We start from the raw sequence: 24,982 nt of genomic DNA on the forward strand, positions 1-24,982 counted from the left end.
GATTGTAGCAGTCTATCCTTAGCTCTTCTGAAATTCTATATTAACACTTACATAATTTACTAGCTATTTAATGAATACGAATTAAGCTTCCGTTAAGATTAGTAAGATTGCTAGCCAAAAAAATCATGCTATGATGATAAAAACGTCTATTGTGAAAGGGAAAATTTATATGAATGAGGCTTCAATTTTATTGGTTGATGATGAGGTATCGCTTTTAGACATTATGGAGACAGTGCTGCGTAAGGAAGGCTACGTCAATATAGATACAGTGCAAACAGGTGAAGAAGCAGTAAGTGCCTGTGAATCCAAAAAATATGATTTAATTGTGCTGGATGTAATGCTGCCCGGACGAAGTGGCATCGAAATCTGCCCTTTTATCCGGCAGACGACGGATGCTCCTATTCTTTTTCTGACTGCTCGGACGTCTGATTTCGATAAATTAACGGGCTTTGCTATAGGTGGAGATGATTATATCACCAAGCCCTTTAACCCGCTTGAAGTGGTGGCTCGTATAAGAGCACAGCTGCGGAGATATTTTGCTTCTGCTAACCAACAGGCTACTGGCAAGAGTGTAGAAATAGTCCCCCATAAATCTGCAAATGTATATGATTACGGAAGGTTTAAGCTAGATGAGACAGCGGGAGAACTCCTGGTAGAGGGTCAGTCTGTTGCTTGTCCGGCACTTGTATTTCAACTGCTGGTCTTCCTATGCAAACATCCCAATCAGATTTTCAGCAAAAGTGAGTTATATGAGAAAGTATGGGGCGATGAAGCACTGAGTGATGATAATACGGTCATGGTTCATATTCATCGAATTAGAGAACGTATCGAAGCAGACCCGTCCGATCCAAAATTTATTGTTAACGTTAGGGGCCTTGGTTATAAGCTGGTGAAGGTAGACCGCCAGGAGTTGTCCATGCCATGAATATCAAACGCCGGTTAACGTTAAGGTTCGTTCTACAGCTAGCAATTACGGGAATGGTTGTTCTCGCTATTGCAGCAGTAACGTTTACTTGGATGCTGTTGCGTTTTCTCGATATCAGTATTACGCGTGATTTTGCTAATGTTGGCTTAGAGCAACTGGTTGAATCCTCCAAAATTGATGAGAAGGGCATTCAATTTTCCCCGAGCTTGCTGGAGCAAGTGAAGAAGAATAAGGGCTGGCTGCAAAACATCGATGAAAATGGAAAAGTTGAAAGTGCCTACAACACTCCAAAAGATGTCCCAATTCAATATGGACCGGGTGAAGTAGTTGCCTATTGGACAGGGACTCAGCCTTTTCCGTATACTCTGGCTGTATGGATTCAAGAGAAAAATGGGAGACAATTCACGCTTCTTTATGGCGCGCCAAATATACTAGATCCTCTGTTAAAAAAAATGAGCGAAGGTACATTTGATGCAGTAGATGGAGATCTGGTTCTGCCTGATTCGATTGAAAGAGAAATTAAATCATCACAGGCTTTTGTTCAACTCATTGATTCATCGGGTACGGAGCTGCTCTCCTATAATAGGCCAAAGATGATTCCCACCAAGTACTCAGTGCCAGAGCTAGCACTACGCACTCTCTACAGTGAACGTTACGGCTATCATGTCCGATCTTCTTTTGATAAACAAACCGGCCAAACATGGATCGTTGGACAACCAAACGTAAAGGGAGCAGATACAGGCCAAAAGGTATGGGTACCTGAAGAGGTTAAAATTGTCATTAAAGGCTCATTAGCAATGCTCGCGGCTTTATTGCTTGCATTTATATTGCTTTCTTTATGGCAAGCTCATAGGTTTGGAGCGCCAATGCTGCATATGCTTGTATGGCTCGATTCCATTGGAAATGCCATATATACAGAGCCTATGGACCGTAAAGGAAATCGTCGTAGTCGAACACACGTAGGTAAATGGAGACGGAGATACCGGGTTTTTTCTGATGTTATGGTATCCATAGAGAAATTATCTGCTAATTTGCAGAGAGATCAAGCGTTGCGGCAACAAACAGAGAATTTGAGGGAAGAATGGATCGCAGGTGTTACTCATGATTTAAAAACTCCTTTATCTTCTATAACTGGTTATGCCCATTTACTGGCGGAGCCTTCGTATGATTGGTCGAAAGAGGAAGTTCGCAAGTTTACAAGGACTATGCTGGATAAATCAGCCCATATGGACATGCTTATTAGTGATCTTGCCATGACCTATCGGCTAAAAACAGGGATCAAGCCACCAGAGCTGATGGAGGTGGAATTGAACACTTGGCTACATCAAGCCCTTGATCAAGCTGCTGCAAATCCCGAATACGGGAAGCAACGAATTATATTTGTGCCGGCACCAAACGAAGTGAGAGCTCGATTGTATACTCCATGGCTAGAGCGGGTGGTCAACAATTTGACTGCGAATGCTTTACTTCATAACCCCTCAGATACGATTTTAACGGTTTCGCTTACTATGAATGATGAGGACAGTGGATTTACTATTCAATTTTCCGATGATGGCGATGGAATGGATGAAGTCACACTTAACCGTCTATTTGAACGTTATTATCGAGGAACGGACACCGTATCTAGCTCCAACGGATCCGGCCTTGGCATGGCGATCTCCAAGGGATTAATCGAATGTATGGAGGGCAGGATTGCTGTTGAGAGTAGCCCTGGACAAGGGACCATTATTAAGTTGATATGGAGCTGATCATAGAACCAGCGTTTTTCCTAACGGAAATGACGGTGGTTTTTTTGTTGTGAATATAGTTTTTTAATTCTTCTGTGTATTATCCAGCCAGAGTTGGGATCATAAATAAGTTGACATCTAAACTGATTGTAACTAAAATAGTTACAGGTAGTGGTTAAAAATAAATTTATCATCCTAATTTGAGGAGGAAGTAAAAATGAAAATAGCAATAACAGGAGCAACAGGTCAATTCGGATCATTGGTGATAGAAGCTTTACTTAAAACTGTACCCGCAGGTGATCTTGTAGTTAGTGTGCGGAACCCAGAAAAAGCAAGTGATCTTCAGGCGCGTGGAGTGGAAGTCCGTCATGGTGATTTTGATCAACCTGAGACGCTGGAATCAGCATTTGCCGGTGTGGATCGACTATTAATTGTATCTGCAGATGGTGATAATGAAACCCGGATTCGTCAACATAAAGCAGCTGTTGCTGCTGCGGAAAAAGCAGGCGTTGGCTTCATTGCCTACACAAGTGTAGGACAAGCAGACAATAGTGAACTATTTCTTGCTGAAGTTCACCGCATCACCGAAGAAGCTATTCGCACAACAGGCATTCCTTACAGCTTCCTCCGTAATAACTGGTATTTGGAGAATGAGATCGGCTCCATTCAAGGCGCTCTAGCGGGTGCCCCATGGGTGACTTCAGCAGGGAATGGTAAAGTTGGCTGGGCTACACGCGGAGATTATGCAGAAGCTGCAGCAAATGTTCTGACAGGTGACGGACATGAGAACACAGTGTATGAATTGTCTGGCAACCCTTTAACACAAGAGGAATTGACTGAGATCATAGGCAGTGTAATCGGTAAAGAAATCAAAGTAATCCAGGTTGACGACGAGGCTTATGCCAAGACCATGTCGGAGGTGGGTGTCCCAGAAGCTGCGCTTCCAATAGTTGTAGCTATACAACGTGGGATTCGTGAAGGTTGGCTTAATATTGAAAGTAGCGATTTAGAGAAACTGCTGAAACGTTCAGCTACTCCTCTTGCGGATGTCATTCGTGTTATGGTCGGTAATTTACAAGCATAATAATATAAAAGATAAAAGGCTTCCTCGAGGTTGAAAAACCAGTGAGGAGGCCTTTTTTTTGTGTTGATAGAGGATGAATCAAATACATAACTTTTCACTATTTTGCCTTGTTCATAATTGTGTTAGTTTAGTTTAACTAGTTATACTAAAAGAAATGGAAGATACTTTGAGGGAGTACATAATCTGGCGAATAAGCGAAGGAGATGATTACAAATGAAAAGAAATATCTTGGTGGTATCGGGAGCGGCGGTTGTTGCATTAGGTGCGTATTTGTTATTGGGAGGTATCGATAAGGATACGCCTTCAGCACAAGATACAACCGACATTAAGCAATTAGTGCAAGAATATAGTTCAAGCAGTATGGAAAACCTGTCCGCTTCTATCACTTCTGAGCAACTTATTGTAACCGATAGTAACAATAAAGAGAAAACTTACGACTTGCCTAAAGATGAGTTTTTTGTTTCTATAGCTCCATATGTGGAGAATACGCATCCTTGCGCAACACATAGCTTGACTGGCTGCCAAGGGGAATTAACGGATGATGAGTTTAAAGTATATATCGAAGACAGCGAAGGCAATGTGATTGTGGATCAAGAAATGAAATCGCTATCTAACGGATTTATTGATCTTTGGTTACCCCGGGACAAACAATATAACGTAACCATTGAGCAGGATGGAAAAGCAGCAAAATCTGAGCTTTCCACTTTTAAGAGTGATAATACATGTGTTACCACTATGCAATTGGCAGAAAGTATCTAAAAAGTTGTAGAGAGAAGACTTGGAAAGCGAATGCTCAGGAGGATGTTTCTTAAGCGATGTCGAATTCGTTATTCATAATCCGATTTGATCTTCCTTCTGATGTATTCTGTGTCGGACTTTCGCCAAATGTCCATCGTATCGGACTCCATTGCAGCTATTTTAGATTTTCGCAGCATTTTTCAAGCTTATCGGACTGCATAGCTCTTATTGGGTTGTAATGGCACAGAATCGGAGTGTTTTTAGGGAAATAGCTGCATCTGGGTCCGATAACCTGGTGAAATGCCATAAATCTTCGAAATAAGAGCCCCACGGTCCGATCCAGCGGAGAGTTAGAAACTGTTTGGGAAAAGGAACAAAAGTATCACACGAATGATCAAAAGAAATTGCTTTACAGAAGAGAGGAGAGGGATGAATGGTTAAAGAGCTGATCATTGGGGATGTTTTGCAGGAGTTGGCTGGTACGCGTCGGATACTGGAGAAGCTGCCTCAGGAGCATATGACATGGAAACCACACTCTAAGTCAATGAGCCTGGGTGGGCTGGCCACACATCTTGTTACCCTTCTGAGCTGGCAATCCGCAATTCTTCTTTACTCGGAGTTTGATTTGGCATCCGTGGCATACCGACGAGAAGCACTGGAGAGTCCCGATGCGGTTCTACAAGAGTTCGACCTGAAAGCTCGTGAGATTGAGGAATTAATTACTGCAAGCAATGTGGAGATGCTCGGCGCCGAGTGGACCTTGCGGAACGGGGAGCAGATCATCCGTCGTCAGACCCGGGCTGCTGCGCTTCGTACCATCGGATTGAATCACATGGTTCACCACCGGGCACAGCTTGGAGTATATTTGCGGCTGCTTGACGTGCCGGTACCTGGTCTTTATGGACCCTCGGCTGATGAATTAGAATTAGCAAACGGGGAAGTTTGATTAGTGAGGAAGCCCTACACTGCCAAGTAAGTTCAAGATATAGCTCTTACCTTATATATTGGAGTATTAAGTTACTTCCAAACATACGGTAATGGGCTTATTTGCTTTTTTCTAGCACTACACTAAATAAAACTCATGGAGGATCGGGAGGTTTGGGTTGACACTTTAGTTAATTTGGAGATATTATAGATTCATTAAATCTATGATGTAACAGATATTTTTTTGATTTAATAATAGATAAAAAGAGTCTTTAATATCTGCATATAGGAGATGATTCATATGATTTACGATTGCATTATTGTTGGTGGTGGACCCGCAGGCTTGAACGCAGCCCTTGTTCTTGGTAGGGCAAGACGAAAAGTAGCTTTAATTGATAATAATCAGCCAAGAAATGCTGTTACCCATGCGTCACATGGTTTTATTACAAGAGACGGGGTTACACCAGCCGAGTTTCGTCGTATTGCGTATGAGGAGGTACTACGTTATCCGTCAGTTGAGCATATCCAGACTGAGATTATTTCGATTAACAAAAATGATTCTGGATTTGCAGTACTTGATTCGTTTGGTCGTCACATTGAAGCTCGCAGATTGATTTTGGCGACTGGGTTAAAGGAGGTCCTTCCTGAGATAGAGGGCCTACGTCCATTATACGGAAAAAGTCTGTTTAATTGCCCGTATTGTGACGGCTGGGAATTACGAGATCAACCCCTTGTCGTTGTTTGCGAAAATCCACATATTTTTCATATGGCAAAGATGCTGCTCAATTGGAGTAAAGATTTGGTTATCTGCACGAACGGCAAGACATTCCTTTCAGATGAACAGAAAAAAAGTCTTGAGGCCAAGGGGGTTGTAGTCAAAGAATCATTAGTTTCCTCTTTTATGGGTCATGACGGGCAACTTCAGGCGGTTCGTTTTGCGGATGGTACTGAGATCATAAGAACGGGAGGGTTTATTGCTCCGAATTTGATCCAAACGGCATCGATCGTAGATCATTTGGCTGTAGAGCGGAATGATTCTGGTGGGTTTAGCACAGATGGTGCGGGGAGAACCTCGATTCCAGGATTATATTCGGCTGGAGATGTTTCTTATTTTATGCCTTCTCAGTTAGTGTTTGCCGCGGCTGACGGGAGTCGGACAGCTATGAGTGTAAATATGGATCTTACAGAAGAAGAATTTGAACTTTTTTAACGAATTATGGGTAGGAAGTTGAAAATAATAAGTATGCATGATAACATAATTACAAATTAATGATCGGAGTTGAAAAGTATAGTGTAGTAATTATTCTTGCGTCCTATGATGAATAAAACAACAACAATGGTTTATTTCGTTTGTTTTATTCTTTGTATGCAAGAAAGTTACTACTTCTTTTCACTCGAAAATATATCCATATCTAACTCCATTTGGGGCTGGATTTGCTGTATTTATTTGAGTCACAAGAAAGTAACTTTCTTGTGGCTTTTATTTTTTAAAATACAGGAGGATTATTTTATGTCATTAATAAATGTCACAAATCTAACCTTTGCCTATGAAGGCAGCTACGATAACATATTTGAGAACGTAAACTTTCAAATCGATACCGATTGGAAATTAGGTTTCACAGGGAGAAATGGTCGAGGAAAGACTACATTTCTTAGCTTATTGCTTGGAAAGCATGAATACAGCGGTAATATTTCTGCTCATGTCAGCTTTGAATATTTCCCTTTTCAGGTGAATAACAAGGAGCTTAACACCATAGATGTGATCAGCGAGATTTTTCCGGATTATATTCATTGGAAGTTAATGCGTGAGCTTTCTTTGCTAAAGGTTTCTGAGGATGTGTTATATCGTCCCTTTGATTCATTGTCTAACGGAGAGCAGACGAAAGTGCTGTTAGCCACATTATTCATAAAGGAAAATAGCTTCCTGTTGATTGATGAACCTACAAATCATTTGGATATGACGGCAAGAAAGCTTGTCAGTGATTACCTCAATTCAAAAAGTGGATATATTCTGGTCTCTCACGACAGATCCTTTCTAGATAATTGTGTGGATCACATCTTATCGATTAATAAAACTAATATAGAGATTCAAAAGGGCAATTTTTCTAGCTGGTGGGAGAATAAAGTCAGACAAGATAACTTTGAGTTAGCAGAGGACGAAAAACTTAGAAGAGATATCAAACGCTTGTCAGCATCATCTAAACGGACAGGTAACTGGTCACATGAGGTGGAAAAAACTAAAAACGGAACTAGAAATTCTGGATCTAAGTTAGATAAAGGTTATGTTGGGCACAAGGCCGCTAAAATGATGAAACGCTCTAAAGCCATCGAGCAAAGACAGCAATCTGCCATCAACGAAAAGTCTAAGCTTCTTAAAAATATTGAAAATTCTGAGAACTTAGAGATTACGCAGCTTGCTTATCATAAACGTCATCTTGCGGAGCTGGACAATGTTTCGGTTTTTTACGGAGAGAAAAGGGTATGTTCAGAAGTAAGCTTTACCATTGAGCAGGGGGAGAGAATAGCACTCTCGGGTAAAAATGGTTCCGGGAAATCAAGTATCATCAAATTGATCTGCGGTGAGGAGATAGATTATACCGGCTCCTTCACTAAGGATAGCCAGCTTATCATTTCCTACGTATCACAAGACACTTCAGATCTACGGGGCGATTTAACAGATTATGCTAGAGAGAATGGGATAGATGAAAGTCTTTTTAAATCTATTCTGCGAAAGCTTGATTTCTCCAGAATTCAATTTGATAAGGATATTTCCACATACAGTGGCGGCCAAAAGAAAAAAGTCCTGATCGCCAAAAGTCTTAGTGAAAAAGCTCATTTGTATATTTGGGATGAACCGCTTAATTTTATTGATGTTATTTCACGTATGCAAATTGAAGAGCTATTGCTTGAATATACCCCAACACTCGTTTTTGTGGAGCATGATCGCGAATTTTGCCATAATGTTGCCACGAAGATCATTGAACTTAGCTGATATTTTTAACATCGATTGAAAATTTCCAACTCTAACAGACCAATATTATTATATTAATAAAGATAATTATTATATATATTACAGTTATCCAATGTACTATAATGGTATAGTTAAACTTTATGATATGTAATTGATGCCTAAAGAAACAACCTATAGAATTGAACAACAGGAGGAAACAAGTTGAGTACACAGAGTGTGGGAATTCCATTAGAAGGTTTTGCAGAATTTAGCCGAACGGTAGCCGCTGAAGGTGCGGTACTGTTGAAGAATGATCATCAGGTGCTTCCGCTTGGTGAAAATGATAATGTTGCTGTATTTGGCAGAACTCAAGTGAATTATTATCGCAGTGGTACTGGTTCGGGCGGTAGTGTTCATGTTACTTATACGACCAACCTGCTAGGCGGTCTTCGCAGTAAAAAGAACCTTACGGTCAACGAAGATTTGGCAGCAGTATATGAGAAGTGGATTGCGCAAAATCCATTTGATAATGGTGGCGGCGTTTGGGCTGCAGAGCCATGGAACCAGAAGGAAATGCTTTTATCCGACGAATTGGTAGCAGAGGCTAGAAGAAAATCGAACAAAGCAATCATTGTAATCGGACGTACAGCAGGAGAAGATCAGGATAATGTCGATGGTTCAGGGAGCTACCAACTAACAGCTGATGAAAAGGCGATGCTGAAGCAGGTAACTACATATTTTGAGCAAACGATTGTTGTACTGAACGTCTCTAATATTATTGATATGAGCTGGCTGAACGATGAAAGTTATAAAAATCCGATTTCGTCTGTCATCTACTCTTGGCAGGGGGGAATGGAAGGTGGTAATGCAATTGCGGACGTGCTGGCCGGAGAAGTGACTCCAAGCGGTAAATTAACAGACACGATCGCATATTCCATCAACGATTACCCGTCAACACATAACTACGGCAATGAATTTACAAACCTTTATCAGGAAGATATCTATGTTGGTTATCGCTATTTCGAGACATTTTGCCCAGAAAAGGTTCAATATGAGTTTGGTTATGGAATATCGTATACCAAGTTTAAGCTCGAGCCAGAAGAAGCAAAACTTATTAACAAAGCTGGCGAACTAAATGTTGAAGTCGGCGTAACCGTAACCAATATAGGAACTACCTTTGCTGGAAAAGAGGTCGTTCAGGTCTATTATGAAGCTCCACAAGGAAAATTGGGACAGCCTGCTAAAGCTTTGGCAGCATTCGCAAAAACAAAAGTCCTTCAGCCAGGCGAAGCTCAACGTCTTACTGTGAGTTTTCCTGTTCATTCTATGGCTTCCTATGATGACGCTGGTGTGACAGGGCATGCTTCTGCTTATGTGCTAGAAGAAGGCACGTACCGCGTGTTTGCGGGAACGAGTGTTAAAAAAGTGGAGGAAGTCAAGGTTGAAGGGAATAGCGGCTATGTCGTGGAAACTCTTCAAGTTGTGGAACAGTTACAAGAAGCTCTTGCACCAACGCAAAGCTTTACAAGAATGCAACCTGGCGTTCAAAATGCAGACGGTTCGTATGAACTTCTGTATGTAGAGGTTCCAACACGCAAGATTTCGTTAGCAGAACGGATCGAGAGCAATCTACCAACAACGATCTCCCAGACAGGCAATCAAGGGCATAAATTAAGAGATGTATTTGAACAAAAAGTTAGTATGGAAGCTTTTATTGCCCAGCTTAGTGACGATGACTTGGCTGCCATTGTCCGGGGTGAAGGCATGAGCAGTCCTTTAGTTACACCGGGTACAGCTTCTGCATTTGGAGGAGTAAGTGATAGTCTATATAACTTAGGAATCCCTGTTGCATGTACGGCAGATGGTCCTTCAGGAATTCGTATGGATAGTGGAGCAAAAGCGACTCAGGTTGCGATCGGAACGCTTCTTGCAGCTACTTGGAATGCCGAATTAGTCGAAGAGCTGTATGTGTTAGAAGGACAAGAGTTGGTAAGAAACAACATAGACACCTTGCTTGGACCAGGTCTGAATATTCGTCGCAGCCCGCTTAATGGCCGCAACTTTGAATATTTTTCTGAAGATCCTTTGATCTCTGGGGTGTTTGCCGCTGCATGTACACGTGGGATTATGAAAGGTGGCTCTAATGCCACACTGAAGCATTTTGCCTGCAATAATCAGGAGAAACATCGCAGTAAGGTTGACGCTGTTGTGTCGGAACGTGCGCTTCGCGAGATTTATTTGAAAGGTTTCGAAATTGCTGTGAAGCAGGGTGGGGCAAATTCAATTATGACCTCTTATAACCCTGTTAATGGACATTGGGCCGCTTCAAATTACGATTTGAACACTACAATTCTCCGCGGAGAATGGGGCTTCAAAGGTATTGTCATGACAGACTGGTGGGCCATCATGAATGATGTCGTTAATGGTGGAGCTGCAGACCGGAAATTTACAAATTGGATGGTCCGTGCACAAAATGACCTGTACATGGTTGTAGCTAACTATGGCGCCGAAATTAATGGATGGAATGACAACACCATTGAATCCTTGGAAAATGGATCTTTGACTAGAGGAGAGCTGCAACGTTCTGCAATGAATATTTGTGAGTTCATCATATATGCTCCAGTATTCTCGAGAAAACAGCAAATTATTGAAACGGTTGAGTCCTTTAAGGCCAATCCTTCACTTACTGCAGAACAAGTACAATCTTTATCTCAAAATCCACAGGTTAAGCCAGCCGTTGAAGGATCGACTTTCTTTGAAGTTGGCCAAGCTGGTCAATATCGGATCCTCGTGCATATCATGTCAACAGAGCCTGAGCTGGCTCAAAGTGCATGCAATGTTAATTTGAATGATCAATTGATGACAACCATTCAAACCAACGGGACAGAAGGTCAATGGATTAGACAAAAGCTTGTGAAAGTAGAACTCGAAGCAGGTCTTTATGAAATGAAACTGGAATTCATTAAACCAGGTTTACAGATCGACTGGATCGAATTTAATAAAGTTGACTAAGTAGCTCTAAATATAAGTTAAAGGAAAAACCCTGTGCTAATGCGCAGGGTTTTCTTTTGGTAAGCGATTAGTTTAAAGTTGAAACTACCTTATTCTACTTGGAACTGGAACCACTTAAAGTCAAACTGGCTCCCCGGTAGAAATATAAAGGTGACGGTTTGTGGACCGGTTACGCGCTCCAACACAAATTCTCTTTCGCAATAATCACTTGACTGTGTAAACTCCACAAGCTGTCTCTTTTCACCCTCTGGTCCGCTAAATAGAATATGCAGAGTATTTTTATCGATAGGCGAATGCCCGCATAAGGTTAGTTTAGTGCTTCCAGTATCACCGAAGTCCATATCTTTAAAGATGAGAGAGACGTTGTTACCAATATTTTTGATTTGTCCATCTGCCAGTGTAAAGGAATCCCCATAAATCTGATTGTATTCCAGAACGTTAAGTTGTTCGTACGCTTTTAAAGGTTTGTTAAACTGAAAGCCCTTGAGATGAATCTTTTTATGAAGAACAAAACAAAGGGTGGTGACACCTTTTATTCGCTCAGGTAATGAGTAGGTTTCCTCTTGATATACATTCCATATAGAAGGTTTTTGATAGGTTACCTGTGTCAGCAGAGCTGCGTTTGGAGCATCCGGAGTACCTTTCCATATATCAATCGTATATTTATCGTTATCTAGCGCGAAGATAGGAAGGGTAAGTTCAGTAGCTCCATAATCACCGAAATCGATGTTGTCGAAACAGATCCAGCTTTCACCTTCTCTTGCAGTAGCCACTCCGCGTTCATTCCCATTTGTTAAGTTCCGGCTCGTATTGCTATGATAACCAGCGGAAACAAACTCATAAGGATTCAAAAAGGCCGCTCCCATATCTCGAATATGGAATTCCATAAGCGAGTACAGGCGCACTTGATCTGCACCGTTTTTCGTTGCACACCGTACATAGACGTCTCCGTCTCCCAAAGCCGATATTACTGCTTCATGCCCATTTGCCTCAAGAACGGCTATATTGGCGTCAATGCCGGCAGCATTCGTAACTCGCCATTCAATTTCCTGATAGGTTGCGTTCTCTGGATGAATTTGCACACGAACCGGAAGTGCTCGGGTGTCCTTCGTTAGTTGATTTCCTTGTGGGCATATGATTTCCAGCTTGCGAACGGGAATTTCATCTGATAAATAGTCTTGGGATAACTCGCTCACATCCGATAGTGATTGTGACGAATGCTGATAAAGTACAAGCTCTTCGTCCTTAGAATGATCTAGCTCTCGTGCTTCGGCAGTCAGTGTAAGCTCAGCGGACTGTAAGCCTTGGGAAGATGCACGTACAACGATTTTACCTGGCTCCAATGAAGAGGCAATGACTGCAAGCAATTTTCCACTGAACATCCGGCGACTTGTTCCTTTATATGAATCGTAGTCAGTGCTGTCACCATTATCCAAACCAACAAGACGCCCCGGTCCTTCTACAGAGATTTGGATACGATTATTGGCGTTCTCCACGGGACGTCCTTCTTGATCGAGGGTCGAGATCTCAACAAATACCAAGTCCGATCCGTCAGCAGTGATCTGAGTTTTATCAGGCTTCATGACCACAGTAGTTGAATCTCCGAAAGAAGTTACCGTATCTTCAGCGATCTGTACTCCGTGTTCATCATAAGCGACTGCTCGTAGAGTACCTTCGCTAAATGGGAGCTGCCATTCCCCAAGCAGCTTTTTACCATGTTTATGGTCAATGTTAAAAGTGCCCATGGATTGATCATTAAAGAACAATTCGATTTGTGGTGCGTTGGAGCATACTCGCACATCAATAAGCTGCCCTTCAGAGAAATCCCAGTATGGAAAAATATGAATCATCGGGGCGACCTTGTAATCCGTCCATTCTGCTTGATAAATATAATAGGAATCCTTTTTGAATCCCGCGGTATCCAGTTGACCGAAATACGAGTTTTTAGTGAAGTACGGGGTCGGCTCCCCGATATAGTCAAATCCAGTCCAAATAAATTGTCCCGGTGAGTAGGTCGCATCACGATCTGCAATGATGCAAGCTTCTGTGTTCTTGGCACCCCAGCTAGTGGAGCTATTTCCTAAAGCTGAGCATTGTTCATCATCGTCAGACAATACAGACTGAGCAAAAGGGAAGTGATAGATGCCTCTGCTCTGTACAGTAGACGATGTTTCACTGCCATAAATAATCCAGTCTGGATGTTCCTCATGATGCTGATCATAGTATTTTTCGGCATAGTTATACCCTGCGAACTTCACTAGATCTGCGCATTTCTGTGCATTCTCCCAAGGCATATAGTTGGAACCGATAGTAACCACTGCATTTCCTTTAGGGTCATGAACCTGCACCAGATCACGTAATTCTATGGTTAACTCTTGGCCGCGTTCATCGGCATGGGTGTCGTATATTTCATTTCCGATACTCCACATGAGCATGGAGGGGCGATTTCTATCCCGGCGTACCCAGCTGGCAATATCTTGTTTCCACCAATCCGGATAAAATCTGGCGTAGTCAAAAGGAGTTTTACTGCGTTCCCACATATCGAATGCTTCGGAAACTATGAGCACGCCCATCTCATCGGCTAGTTCCATCAATTCAACGGCTGGCATATTGTGGGCCGTACGAATAGCGTTTACGCCCATCTCCTGCAGGAGGATAATCTGTCTTTTTAGAGCTGTTTTATTCACCGCAGCCCCCAAACATCCCAAATCATGATGTTGGCATACGCCATGAATCTTCACCTTTCGGCCATTCAATAAGAAACCTTGTTGGCTGTCAAACTCCATCGTACGGAATCCGAAGGTTTGGACTTCTTCCTCGATCACTTGTTCGTTCTCTAACAGCTCCGTTTTTAGGTTATAACAGTAAGGCTGGTTAATATCCCAGAGCATTGGATTATTGATGGATAAGAGGGCAGAGCTGGGTACAGCAGACCCGACTTGTACTGGAATTTCATTTTCTACATGAGAGATACAAGTTCCTGAAGCATCTAGTATACTGTGACGAATTATGTAGTGCTTTGCGCTTTGCAATAGATCATTGCACAATACTTCGGTATCTACCTCAACATTCCAGGCATCCTCTTTTTTGCGAGTAGAGATATAAATACCATCAGGCACAATATGTGTCCCTGGATACGTCTTCAGCCATACACTCCGATAGATGCCCGCACCGGAATACCAGCGTGAGTTAGGAGACTCATGAACCACTTGAACATAGATTTCGTTGATACCTTCAATAATGTATGGCGTGATATCTAATTCAAAAGTGGAGTATCCATTTTTCCAGACGCCTGCGATATGGCCGTTCACATAGAGAGTGGAGTCCATGTATACGCCTTCAAAACGAAGCGACACACGGCTATTTGGCACGTGCTCATCTATAACTATGCTTTTACGGTACCAGCCTTCTCCGCTTTCATATAGATTATGTGTATCAAAAATTAGCCAGTCATGGGGTAAGGTTACGTCGATCCACTCCGAATCAGCTGCTATCACCGATTCTAAAGTAGACTTAAGCGGCTGTTTGCTGAATAACCAGTCATTATTTAATCTTGTTTTCTGACTCATGAATGAAGTTCTCCTTTATCTTTGAAAAATTTAGAAGTGGTTATTATCGATGTGAATGATTTCCGTAAAGCCTTTTCTATTCTTTTTTATCATATCAAAGATTTTGCAAAAAGACATTCACGAAGAAGAGTAAAAAAACCGTTATAACAAAGCTATTGAAATCGCATTCAAAATGATAACATGCCATTGGTAAATTATCTATTTATTTCTTAATATATCTTTTATTGCGGAGGATGAAATTTATACAAAAACAGTACTAATGAGCGATACAGAGGAGTATCTCTGGTCTATGAAAAATGTTTTTGCTACAGAAGATAATGAAAGTGAGGGAAATTGCCTGGTATACCAACTAAGATGTGGCGGCTTATTGCTGATTAAATACTTTACAAATACTTGTCTGCATGTACTTGTGTTTGTTCGAATAAGTTAGAAAGAAGGACAGGACAAACCATAGGTGGAGATGCGTATAAATGGGGATGCGTAAACAAAGTTTTATTCGTGGCACGTTCATATTAACCGTGTCGTCATTTTTCACAAAAGGGCTTGGTTTTTTGAACGGAGTCTTGCTGGCACGTTTTTTGGGAGCAGAGGGAGTAGGGCTGCTTATGATTGCTCATCCACTGCTTCCTTTATTTATTACGCTGACAGAGCTGGGGCTTCCTGTTGCGATTTCAAAGCTTGTATCGGAAGCTGAGGTTAAGCAGGATGAAGCGCGAGTAAAGCGTATTCTCACTGTATCCTTAAGCATTACGGGTACGTTGAGTATTATATTAACTTTAGTGGCTCTATTTGGCTCCAAATGGATCGCATCGATTTTTTTGGCCGATCAGCGGGCGTATTATGCTATGGTTGCTATTACGCCGATCATTCCAATTATTGCGATGTCTGCTGTACTGAAAGGTTATTTTCGTGGAAAACAGAACATGAACCCACTTGCCTTTTCCGATATTATTGAGAATCTGGCGCAAATCATTGTCATTATCGGTGTTGTCAACGTTTTGCTGCCCTACGGTATTGCCTATGCGGCTGCTGGCGCGATGGCTGCCTCCGTTGTTGGAGAAGGTTTTGGTTTGCTCTACTTGTTTGCAGTTTTCAAATGGGCTAATCGAGGTAAGATCAAAACCTCTCCACCACATACGTCAAGAATTTCACTTAAAGGAGACAGTACGTTAAGAGATTTGCTGCGCATCGGCTTACCGATGACAGGCAGCGGTTTTATTCATTCGCTCTATCATGCCTTTTTACCACTGCTGATTACGAAAAGTCTAGTACTGTTTGGTGTAGGTGTTGAGATGGCAACCAAGCAATTCGGACTTCTGGCGGGTTATGCTCTTCCCATGTTGTTTCTCCCCAGCTTCTTCACACAATCGTTGTCGACTGCATTAATTCCGGCGATCAGCGAAGCAAGTGTGAGCAACAATAGCAAGCTTATGCATAGTCGGATGGATATGGCTATGCGATCCGCGCTTATAGTAGGTTTTCCATGTACAATCATCCTGTACCTATGGGCTGTACCCTTAACGACTATGATCTACCATTCGCCAGAAGCGGGCGAGCTGCTAAGGTTAATTGCACCCTTATTTTTTCTTTATTATTTTGGAGCGCCACTGCAAGCAATTTTGCTTGGTTTGGGGAAAGCATCAACCGTTATGTGGAACCATATTCTTACGAATATTTTCGAAGTGATTGCGATCTTTGTTCTTGGTTCTAATATTGGAATCGAAGGGGTGGCCATGGGATTCGGACTGGGACTCTTGCTGCTGACACTGTTGAATTTTTTATCTGTGGCAGGAACGATCGGATTTTATTTTGACTTTCGTATTGTATTTAAGGTGGGAGCAGGAGGAATTGTCATGGCGCTTAGCGGGCTGGCGGCTCACGGAATTCTGGAACGATTGGACCTGGGGCAGATCATTGAACTGTTCGGAGCGTTGCTCGTTTCGTTAATCACCTATGCAGCAACATTGCAGGTAACCCGTGCTTGGGAAAGAGCACCGAAACCACCAACGATTACGCCTGTTTCTTGAATGGTGATCTTTCGGTACCGTGCTCCAAAAAGTAAATCGAGCAATGATGCAACCCTCTGTGTGCCAGTATGGAGGCGGATGAAGGAAATGGGAAGCAGCAATGTGTTTAACTGTATTTTGTACAGCTATAATCGTTCAAAGCAGTTGCGCATTGAAAATAGCTGTATTTCTTACATCTATTCACATGAGATTAAGGCTTCTAGGTGATTTCTCTTGATTTTAATTGTATAGAATGCAGTTAAAGTCGAAGTTATTCCCTAGCAATATGGATTAAGTGTATAAAATGCAGTTATTTCATTAAATTGCGTGAAAATCTTGCGCTACAAATATACGGAGTGGGGATATCAGACGTTACAGTCATAATTGCTCAGGCAAAACGCCAGTGACCCAAAATATCAGGCAGCGATCCTTGATTATCGGAGATCGCTGCCTGATTCTAATTAGCTTTATGCTAACTATGCTCGATTGACTCAAATGCAAAAATGGAGCTAGCTCATAAGTAATTTAAGTAATTTAAGTAATTTAAGTAATTTAAGTAATTCCTATAGGGCTGATCCAAATGGCAAGTTGGCTTGATAGGTAACATTTTGCGCACACGTATTTGCTATCGGACTCAGCTGACCTTAAGAGCAGATTTAGCTTACAATTGGAATTTTAACGGACACTATCGCAGTTATTACTATGAAAAACATCCGAAATGACTCTCTTTTTAAGGAATAGTTGCACTGGAGTCCTTAATCTAACTCAAAAGCCTACGCAAATAGCGTCTTCTGAGTCCGAAAAGCTCTATACTTGATCAAGACTGGGTGATTTAGGTAGGTGCAACGGACAAAAGCATTCAACTCTCGATTCATAACATCAGAGCAACGAGATTCTCCAGTAACGGACGATTGCTGCTCTGGCGATCCAAACTTTTTCGAGACAGTTAAGAAGTGGAGCAGGACAACGCAAGATATTACCGAGTATTATCCTTGACCGTATTTTTTTCTGTAATGACTCAATGTGAGTAGTGGCCAGATATAGCGGTAACTATGATAATTGGAATAGAAATTACCGGGGAGTCCACCGCCAGTTGGATAAGAAGTTTTCCAATCTTCTTCATGAATAGACGTGATTAGTCTTTGAATCCCTTTTTCCACCGCTGCTGTTGGCTCCGGCTGAACCGCGATGAGTGCATCAAGTGCCCAGGCGGTTTGAGAAGGTGTGCTTTCTCCTAAAGGAACATATTGTAGAAGCCGATCACTGTGACAAGACTCCCCCCAGCCGCCGTCCGAGTTCTGAATGCTTAGGAGCCACTTCACTCCTTTTTGCAACGTATCATGATTTATAGGGAGCCCAACAGCCTGCAGGCCTGTTAATGATGCCCAAGTGCCATAAATATAACAAACACCCCATCTTCCATACCACGAACCATCCTTCTCCTGATGTTGAATCAGCCATTTCGTACCCCGTTTAATGAACTCGTGTTGTGTATTTAAACCAGCGAAGTTTCCGAGAAACTCCAAAGTTCGTCCGGTAAGATCTGCTTCCGAAGGATCAATGGCTGCAGATTTAGCACCATCGATAGCGAGCCATGTGAGCATTTCTTTATTGGTGTTTTTTTCGAATGCCGGCCAGCCGCCGTCGTTATTTTGCATCGATAGGACCCAATTCAGACCGCGATTCCATGATTCCAGATATGAAGGGTGAATTGTTGATAAGCTTCGGATGGCTCGCAAGGCTGCCGTTGTATCATCTACGTCCGGATTGATTGTATTGGACTCAGAGAATCCCCACCCACCGGGAACTGTATCCGGATTATGGATGCTCCAATCAGCAGTTTGATGATGCTGTTTATCCAGAAGATAAGATGCAGCGTGTTTTATTCCTTTGTGATCAACCGGAATTTGAGCCTCTTGTAAAGCATAGGAGATTAACGCTGTATCCCATATTGTAGATGGAGAGTTTTGAATTGTAGTTTTATGATTTGATTGGCATTGCAGCGCGGTGAGACCTTGAATGGCCTGTGTAATTATTGGATGCTGCCGATCATAATCGAGAGCAAGCAGGGCAAAAACCATAAGAATTGTACTGCTGGCATAGCTGTAAAAGGTACCGTCGGATTCGATTCGCTGGAGCATATATTGCTCTGCTTTGTTTTTGGCAGCTTCATGTATGTAGTGTGGACTCCCGAGTAATCTGCTCAAACCCATTTGAATAACATCCTGCAGCTCCTGATATCCACGGGTAGGCGATTCATTTGCATCCAACCGTGTCTCCATAAGATCTGACAGATCAGGAGCATGGGCTGTAGTGATCGAAAATCGCCGATCGGCCATAATGAGCATAGGAGTGAGGTGTACCCTAGAGTAGCCAGAGAATTCGAAATAGTTAATAGGGAAGTAAGACGGAAACAAAAGCACCTCCAGTGGAATCGAAGAAATTGCTAAAGGCCACTTGCTTTGACCCGTTGCGGCGAGAATGACTCTAGTTAAGATACTTGTGACTTTGCCTAATCCACCTTTAGACAGTATATAACGCTTAGCACGCTGTATTGGCTCGTCTGTTATCTTACTGTACCCAGAGTAGAGCAGGGCATAATAAGCTTCGACCGATGTGGATAAGTTCCCAGCTTCTTCGTCCTTATATAACTGCCAGAAACCCTCTCGCTGTTGTGCGTCAAGAATGCGTTCATGTAGCTGCCGAATGAGGGTTTCATTCTGTCGGTTCAACACCCTAAAGAGAATGATCATATAAGCATCGATCACAATCCCGTTCTCAAAACAAAAATGCCATGAGCCGTCATCCTTCTGCTGTTGTTGCAAGAACGTTGTCAAACGTTCGATTTCTTTATCTACTTTTCTTAGTATATCCGTCATTTTTTGGGTTCCTCCGAAGGCATCATTTTTAACATTATATGAAGTCGGAGAACAGGTCATGAAAAAGAGCTGCTTAGTCGCTTTTACGCAACTTTGCAGCTCTCTCAGCATTATAAAACGGTTAATTTTCAATCACAATACGATGTAGCTTGAGATTAACCGGAGCAGCAATGGTGTCACCTACAGGGCATTTGCTCTCCAGAAATTGTACGAACTGTTCGACCTTCTCAGCAGGGGATGGAGTCTTTATGTAGAATGTATACCGAATATCGGAATAGCCAGGACGTACTTCAGAGCGGTTGAAGAATCCGTCGAGATCCAAGTCACCTTCCACATCTACTCTGAAATCTTCAAGCTCCACCTCAAATTTAGAGGCGTAGACCCGAGCTACAATGGATTGGCAGGCACCCAAAGAAGCGAGCAAAGCTTCAACAGGATTCATTCCTGTATCCGTACCCCCTAGACTTGTCGGTTCGTCGATGACCAGCTCGAATTGTCTTACATTAGTAACGACCCTAACGCCGTCTTGCAAATGAGCAGTTGCTTTGAAAGTTTGAACATTTGGCATGTGTTTACACTCCTTCTTGTGGACAAACTAAGGATGATTTAATGTTTCTTATTTTTTATAATTCATAGTATGTTTCTAGGAATTGTATAGATTATAGTTCTATTCTGTATACCCGTCAATACATGATTAAAATAATAGTTAGGAGGCAGCTAGAGTGTCGATCGAAATTGAGAGCTATTTGGACTATCCTATGGTTGCAATTCCAGGGGGAGAAATAGAATTAAGAGACGATCGGATAAAGCGTAGATGGAAAGCAGAAATCAAACCGTTTCTTCTTGCACCTTATCCTGTAACTGTGGATCTATACAATGCTATAATTAACAACTCATCTCACGGAGATCTAAAACCGGTTGTGAATATTTCATGGTTTGAAGCCATCTCTTTTTGCAATCTGCTTTCCCAGAAAGCTGGATTTATAGAAGCTTATACTATAGGTGAAGATGGTAAACTCATTACTTGGGATAAGGAATCAAACGGATATCGACTTTCAACAGAAGCAGAGTGGCAATATGCATGTAAAGCAGGAACTTCCGGTTATCAATATGGAGAACTGGATAAAATTGCTTGGTATAATGAAAATTCAGGTGGCGAACTCCACGAAATAGGACAAAAGGAACCCAATGCTTGGGGACTTTATGATATGTTAGGAAATGTATGGGAATGGTGCTGGGATTTATATGATGAACAAGTGTATGGCTCCTATCGAATTTTTCGGGGAGGCAGCTGGGCAGAAGAGGACAGAGGATGTGGAGCCACATGCCGCCGTCGTAGTCATCCAACATTTAGCGTAGATGATCTTGGCTTCCGTCTTGCCCGGTCTTATTAATGGGCCATACATTTGTAATCGGAGTTAGAGGAGGAAATAACATGCGCGAAGGACACATAGAAATGCACGGTTATAACGAGTATCGAGAACACGGAGAGCATGGAGAAATGAATATAAATGGAGTCAAGGAGGGTTCGGAGCATCCTCACAAAAGTGCTCAGACCTTTCGTCGAGCTAGGGCTATCGCATTTTTGGACAAGCTAATGATTAATCGTTCGGCGTTGCAGCAGCAGCTAAAAGAGTCAGAGTTTGAATCTGCAAAACAGCTCATTAGTGGTGAATTAAAAGCTACGGAAGCGATCATCGATGAGTTCATTCATATGTTTCAGATTCATGAGATAACTTCTGATAATAGAGAAGATAGAACCTAAGCCACTCAGCTATATAGAGGTGTTCATGCCCTAGGTTTTGATATGAATGAAAAAAGAAGACTTCTGAAGAAATCAGAGGTCTTCTTTATGTGTAGTTAATAAAGAAAAATGTCTAATGTAAAGAGAATACATCATAAAGTAAAACGCTTTCATGTTCACTTGATAAATTGATTTATATAATTAGTCCTGTAAGCAATATAAAAATGGGGGGCGAAAAAGAATGAAAAAAGTCAACAAAAAAAGGATGAACCTAACTCTAACAGTGTTGATGGCTATGTCCATGCTTATCACTGCTTGTGGTGGGAACAACGGGAATAACGTGAATTCCGAGGCTAATGCAAACGCAGGCAATACGGGAAAAACAACTGCGGCGGAAGAGAAGCTCAAGATTACCATGTGGTCTCAATTCGCGGATCCAAATTCTAAAGATGGTGGGTTTGTTGGTTTTTATAAAGCACTTGAGGCAACCAAGGCTAAATTCCCTAATGTAGAAATCGAGCATGTAGGTGTTGGGGGCGAATCTTATAAAACAAAAGTGAAAGCGGCTTCAGCAGCCAATGAACTGCCCGACATTTTTTACACCTGGGGTGGCGGATTCTCTGAGCCATTTATAGCGGGGAACCGGATTCTGTCCATTGATGATCTCGCAAAAGATGGAACGCTGGACCAAATCGTACCAGGTACGACAGACAATTTCGTCTTCGATAGCAAGCTTTACGGTCTGCCGATCAATATAGCTACTGCTCAAATGTACGTTAATAAAGAACTATTTGAGCAAGCAGGAGCAAAAATTCCGGAAACATGGGATGAGCTTGTTGCTGCGATTGAAGCACTAAAAGCAAAAGGTATTCAGCCGATTGCACTTGGGGCTAAAGACAGATGGCCAGCCATGCAATGGAACGCGATTCTAGCCATCCGGATGGCAGGCGTGGATGCTGTAAATGCCGCTTTAACGAAAACAGGATCATTCGACACACCTGAATTCACAGAAGCTGCCGCGAAATACAAACAATTGATTGATGCGGACTCCTTCGGCAAACATTTTGTTGGAACTTCTTATGATGACGCGACAAATATGTTCCTATCAGGCAAAGCAGCTATGATGTTCATGGGTGCTTGGGTCAACGGACAGATTGAAGATGATAACTCTCTGGTCAAAGGTAAAGTGGTACCGATTAAATTTCCAACCATTCCAGGGGGGAAAGGAAATGCTGACGAGTGGTTCGGAGGTTCGGGTGAAACATTCGTGCTCAATGCCGATCTGAAAAACAAGGAAAGAATATGGGAAGTATACAAGTTCTTTATTGAGACCATGTCTAAAGAAGTATTTCTGGCTGGTTCAGGCTCCTCAGCATGGAAAGTTGATGTAGGTGACACTTCTCAAATGAATCCACTGGCTCTGCAAATTGGTGAGTTGTCTTCTTCAGCAACAGGTTTCTCCTACTGGTGGGATCAAATGCTGAATGGTAATGACACTGAATCTATGTTCGGCTCGCTGATGAAATTCGTTGCCGGAAAAACAACACCTGAAGACTACACGAAAGAATTACAGAGCAAGGTCAATCAAGGACAATAATCTGCGTCAGGCGGCGAGAATTGTTCGCCGCCTGATCGATTTAAAGGTGGAGTGAAGCATGCATCAAGTATTCGGAAACAAAAAGGCTATCGCCGTATTTGTTGTTCCTGCTTTGATTTTATACATTCTTGTTGGTTTTTTCCCGATCCTTCAGTCCATGTATTACAGTCTGCTGGACTGGGATGGGATTCAACCGGCTAAATTTATCGGTTTAGCTTCTTATAAGGATTTATTTTTTACAGATACGTACGGCATGGATTTTAATCATTCGATACTTAATACATTGTATCTGGCAGTTCTTTCTGTTTTCATGCAACTTCCGATAGCTCTGGTGCTCGCTCTGGTTCTTGCCAGAGGGGTGTGGGGTGAAAAGCTGTATCGTACTTTGTATTTCATTCCAGTCTTGGTATCCTCCTCTGTCATCGGGGTTATGTTTCTGAAAATCTATCAGCCTGAATATGGCTTGCTGAATACGATACTCAATCAACTAGGCTTGTCCTCCTGGACACATGATTGGTTAACGGAAAGCGGAACAGCACTAATTAGTGTTATGATTCCAATCGTTTGGCAATATATCGGCTACCATATGCTTCTAATGTACGCTGCCATCAAAGGGATTCCTGAAGATTTGTACGAGGCTGCAAAAATTGACGGAGCATCAAGTATAAGAACCGCCTTCTCTATCACCATTCCACTTATTTCACCAATCCTGAAGGTATGCGTCATATTTGCTGTATTGGGATCATTGAAGTTTTTCGATTTAGTCTTCATTATGAGCAATGGCTACCCAACACCGGAAACTAATGTTCCAAGTACGTTGATGTATTCATCGATTTTTAATCGCAATATGTATGGGTACGGCAGTGCGATGGCCGTGTTTATGGTTGTGGAATGTCTCTTTTTCTACTTAGTTCTACAAAAACTGATCAGAACCTACGATGATAAGGAGGAGAGCTAATGACAACAACACATAACCGCCGCTGGCCAAAGGTTGTTTTGCAGCTTGCGTTTCTAATCTTCGCCGTTATTCAATTGTATCCGCTCGTGTGGCTTGTATTTTCATCCTTTAAAACAAACATAGAAATTACAGGCTCAAATGTGATGGGCTTGCCTAATGAGTGGCGGTGGGCGAATTACGACTACGCACTTTTTAAGGCGAATATCGCACGTAACTTTTTGAACAGCCTTATGTATACAACGGTAACTGTCATTATTTCTGCTCTGTTATCGGCAATGGTTTCTTTTGCTGTCGCAAGAATGAAGTGGAAGCTTAATAATGTGGTGCTTACTTTCTTTATGCTGGGATTGATGATCCCCGTACATGCTACGCTGCTACCTGTCTTTCAGATGTTAAAAATGACAAGTTTGCTGAATACACCGTGGGCTTTAATCATTCCTTATACCGTTAGTGCACTTCCTACTACAATCTTTATCATGATTGGTTTTTTTAGAGCGCTGCCAGGGGAGTTGGAAGAAGCCAGCGTTGTAGACGGCTGCAATATTTATCAGGTTTTTTTCCGTATTATGCTTCCGCTTGTAAAGCCGGCTATCGTAACCACTTCCATCTTTACTTTTTTATCCGCTTGGAACGAACTGATGTTTGCTAATACGTTCATTAATGATCCTGACTTAGCAACAATTACCGTCGCCATCAATTCGTTTAAAAGTGCCTATGCCACAGAATTCGGACCTATGTTCGCTGGAATGGTTGTGGCTACACTACCCATGATCATTATCTACTTGTTCCTAAGTAACCAAGTCCAAAAAAGCATTATTGCCGGGGCAGTTAAGGGCTAAAGCAATGGGATAGGAATCCTTCGAAAAATG

General features: G+C 42.1%; 17 protein-coding genes. 14 read left to right on the forward strand and 3 right to left on the reverse strand.

The window, feature by feature from the left end:
* The first annotated feature begins 169 nt into the window (after positions 1–169).
* The 8 genes from NYE72_RS14845 to NYE72_RS14880 all read left to right on the forward strand — a co-directional run bounded on the left by NYE72_RS14845 (position 170) and on the right by NYE72_RS14880 (position 11,360).
* On the forward strand, positions 170–925 hold the full coding sequence (locus NYE72_RS14845; protein ID WP_036677929.1) for a response regulator transcription factor: 756 nt from the start codon (positions 170–172) through the stop codon (positions 923–925).
* Positions 922–2,673, forward strand: a complete 1,752-nt coding sequence (locus NYE72_RS14850) for a HAMP domain-containing sensor histidine kinase (RefSeq protein WP_339212001.1) — start codon at positions 922–924, stop codon at positions 2,671–2,673. Before NYE72_RS14845 ends, NYE72_RS14850 begins: the two co-directional genes overlap by 4 nt.
* Positions 2,674–2,869: 196 nt before the next feature.
* Positions 2,870–3,736 (forward strand): SDR family oxidoreductase, encoded by an 867-nt coding sequence (locus NYE72_RS14855; protein WP_339212002.1) that lies wholly within the window; start codon positions 2,870–2,872, stop codon positions 3,734–3,736.
* Between the two features lie 213 nt (positions 3,737–3,949).
* Positions 3,950–4,495, forward strand: coding sequence for a CueP family metal-binding protein (locus tag NYE72_RS14860; protein WP_339212003.1), 546 nt, complete (start codon positions 3,950–3,952; stop codon positions 4,493–4,495).
* Positions 4,496–4,907: 412 nt separating this feature from the next.
* Positions 4,908–5,420, forward strand: coding sequence for a DinB family protein (locus NYE72_RS14865; RefSeq protein ID WP_076105661.1), 513 nt, complete (start codon positions 4,908–4,910; stop codon positions 5,418–5,420).
* A 279-nt stretch (positions 5,421–5,699) separates the two neighbouring features.
* Positions 5,700–6,608 (forward strand): NAD(P)/FAD-dependent oxidoreductase, encoded by a 909-nt coding sequence (locus NYE72_RS14870; protein WP_036677918.1) that lies wholly within the window; start codon positions 5,700–5,702, stop codon positions 6,606–6,608.
* A 300-nt stretch (positions 6,609–6,908) separates the two neighbouring features.
* Positions 6,909–8,390 (forward strand): Lsa family ABC-F type ribosomal protection protein, encoded by a 1,482-nt coding sequence (locus tag NYE72_RS14875; RefSeq protein WP_036677916.1) that lies wholly within the window; start codon positions 6,909–6,911, stop codon positions 8,388–8,390.
* A 180-nt stretch (positions 8,391–8,570) separates the two neighbouring features.
* Positions 8,571–11,360, forward strand: a complete 2,790-nt coding sequence (locus tag NYE72_RS14880) for a glycoside hydrolase family 3 C-terminal domain-containing protein (RefSeq protein ID WP_076099272.1) — start codon at positions 8,571–8,573, stop codon at positions 11,358–11,360.
* A gap of 89 nt (positions 11,361–11,449) precedes the next feature.
* Here NYE72_RS14880 and NYE72_RS14885 read toward each other — a convergent pair whose 3' ends face one another.
* Complete coding sequence (locus NYE72_RS14885) at positions 11,450–14,929, reverse strand: glycoside hydrolase family 2 (RefSeq protein WP_076099271.1); 3,480 nt, start codon at positions 14,927–14,929, stop codon at positions 11,450–11,452.
* A 470-nt stretch (positions 14,930–15,399) separates the two neighbouring features.
* Between NYE72_RS14885 and spoVB the strand changes: the two genes are divergently transcribed.
* On the forward strand, positions 15,400–16,956 hold the full coding sequence (gene spoVB, locus NYE72_RS14890) for a stage V sporulation protein B (RefSeq protein ID WP_076099270.1): 1,557 nt from the start codon (positions 15,400–15,402) through the stop codon (positions 16,954–16,956).
* Between the two features lie 965 nt (positions 16,957–17,921).
* On the opposite strand, the gene shc is transcribed toward spoVB, so the two are convergent.
* Positions 17,922–19,814, reverse strand: a complete 1,893-nt coding sequence (gene shc / locus NYE72_RS14895; protein WP_076099269.1) for a squalene--hopene cyclase — start codon at positions 19,812–19,814, stop codon at positions 17,922–17,924.
* 121 nt (positions 19,815–19,935) lie between these two features.
* Positions 19,936–20,382 carry an OsmC family protein gene (locus tag NYE72_RS14900; RefSeq protein ID WP_036677906.1) on the reverse strand — a complete coding sequence of 149 codons (447 nt, stop codon included), beginning with the start codon at positions 20,380–20,382 and terminating at the stop codon, positions 19,936–19,938.
* 190 nt (positions 20,383–20,572) lie between these two features.
* On the opposite strand from NYE72_RS14900, the gene NYE72_RS14905 reads away from it, so the two are divergent.
* The 5 genes from NYE72_RS14905 (at position 20,573) to NYE72_RS14925 (ending at position 24,952) form a co-directional block, all read left to right on the forward strand.
* A complete protein-coding gene (locus NYE72_RS14905) occupies positions 20,573–21,208 on the forward strand; it encodes an SUMF1/EgtB/PvdO family nonheme iron enzyme (protein ID WP_176462527.1) in 636 nt (211 codons plus the stop codon).
* Positions 21,209–21,249: 41 nt separating this feature from the next.
* Complete coding sequence (locus tag NYE72_RS14910) at positions 21,250–21,579, forward strand: hypothetical protein (protein WP_256715514.1); 330 nt, start codon at positions 21,250–21,252, stop codon at positions 21,577–21,579.
* Between the two features lie 220 nt (positions 21,580–21,799).
* A complete protein-coding gene (locus NYE72_RS14915; protein WP_038570948.1) occupies positions 21,800–23,155 on the forward strand; it encodes an extracellular solute-binding protein in 1,356 nt (451 codons plus the stop codon).
* Between the two features lie 58 nt (positions 23,156–23,213).
* A complete protein-coding gene (locus NYE72_RS14920) occupies positions 23,214–24,113 on the forward strand; it encodes a sugar ABC transporter permease (RefSeq protein WP_076099267.1) in 900 nt (299 codons plus the stop codon).
* Positions 24,113–24,952, forward strand: coding sequence for a carbohydrate ABC transporter permease (locus NYE72_RS14925; protein ID WP_076105666.1), 840 nt, complete (start codon positions 24,113–24,115; stop codon positions 24,950–24,952). Before NYE72_RS14920 ends, NYE72_RS14925 begins: the two co-directional genes overlap by 1 nt.
* The last annotated feature ends 30 nt before the right edge of the window (positions 24,953–24,982 follow it).

This window comes from Paenibacillus sp. FSL L8-0333 (assembly GCF_037965665.1).
Classification (GTDB): Bacteria; Bacillota; Bacilli; order Paenibacillales; family Paenibacillaceae; genus Paenibacillus_AQ; species Paenibacillus_AQ odorifer.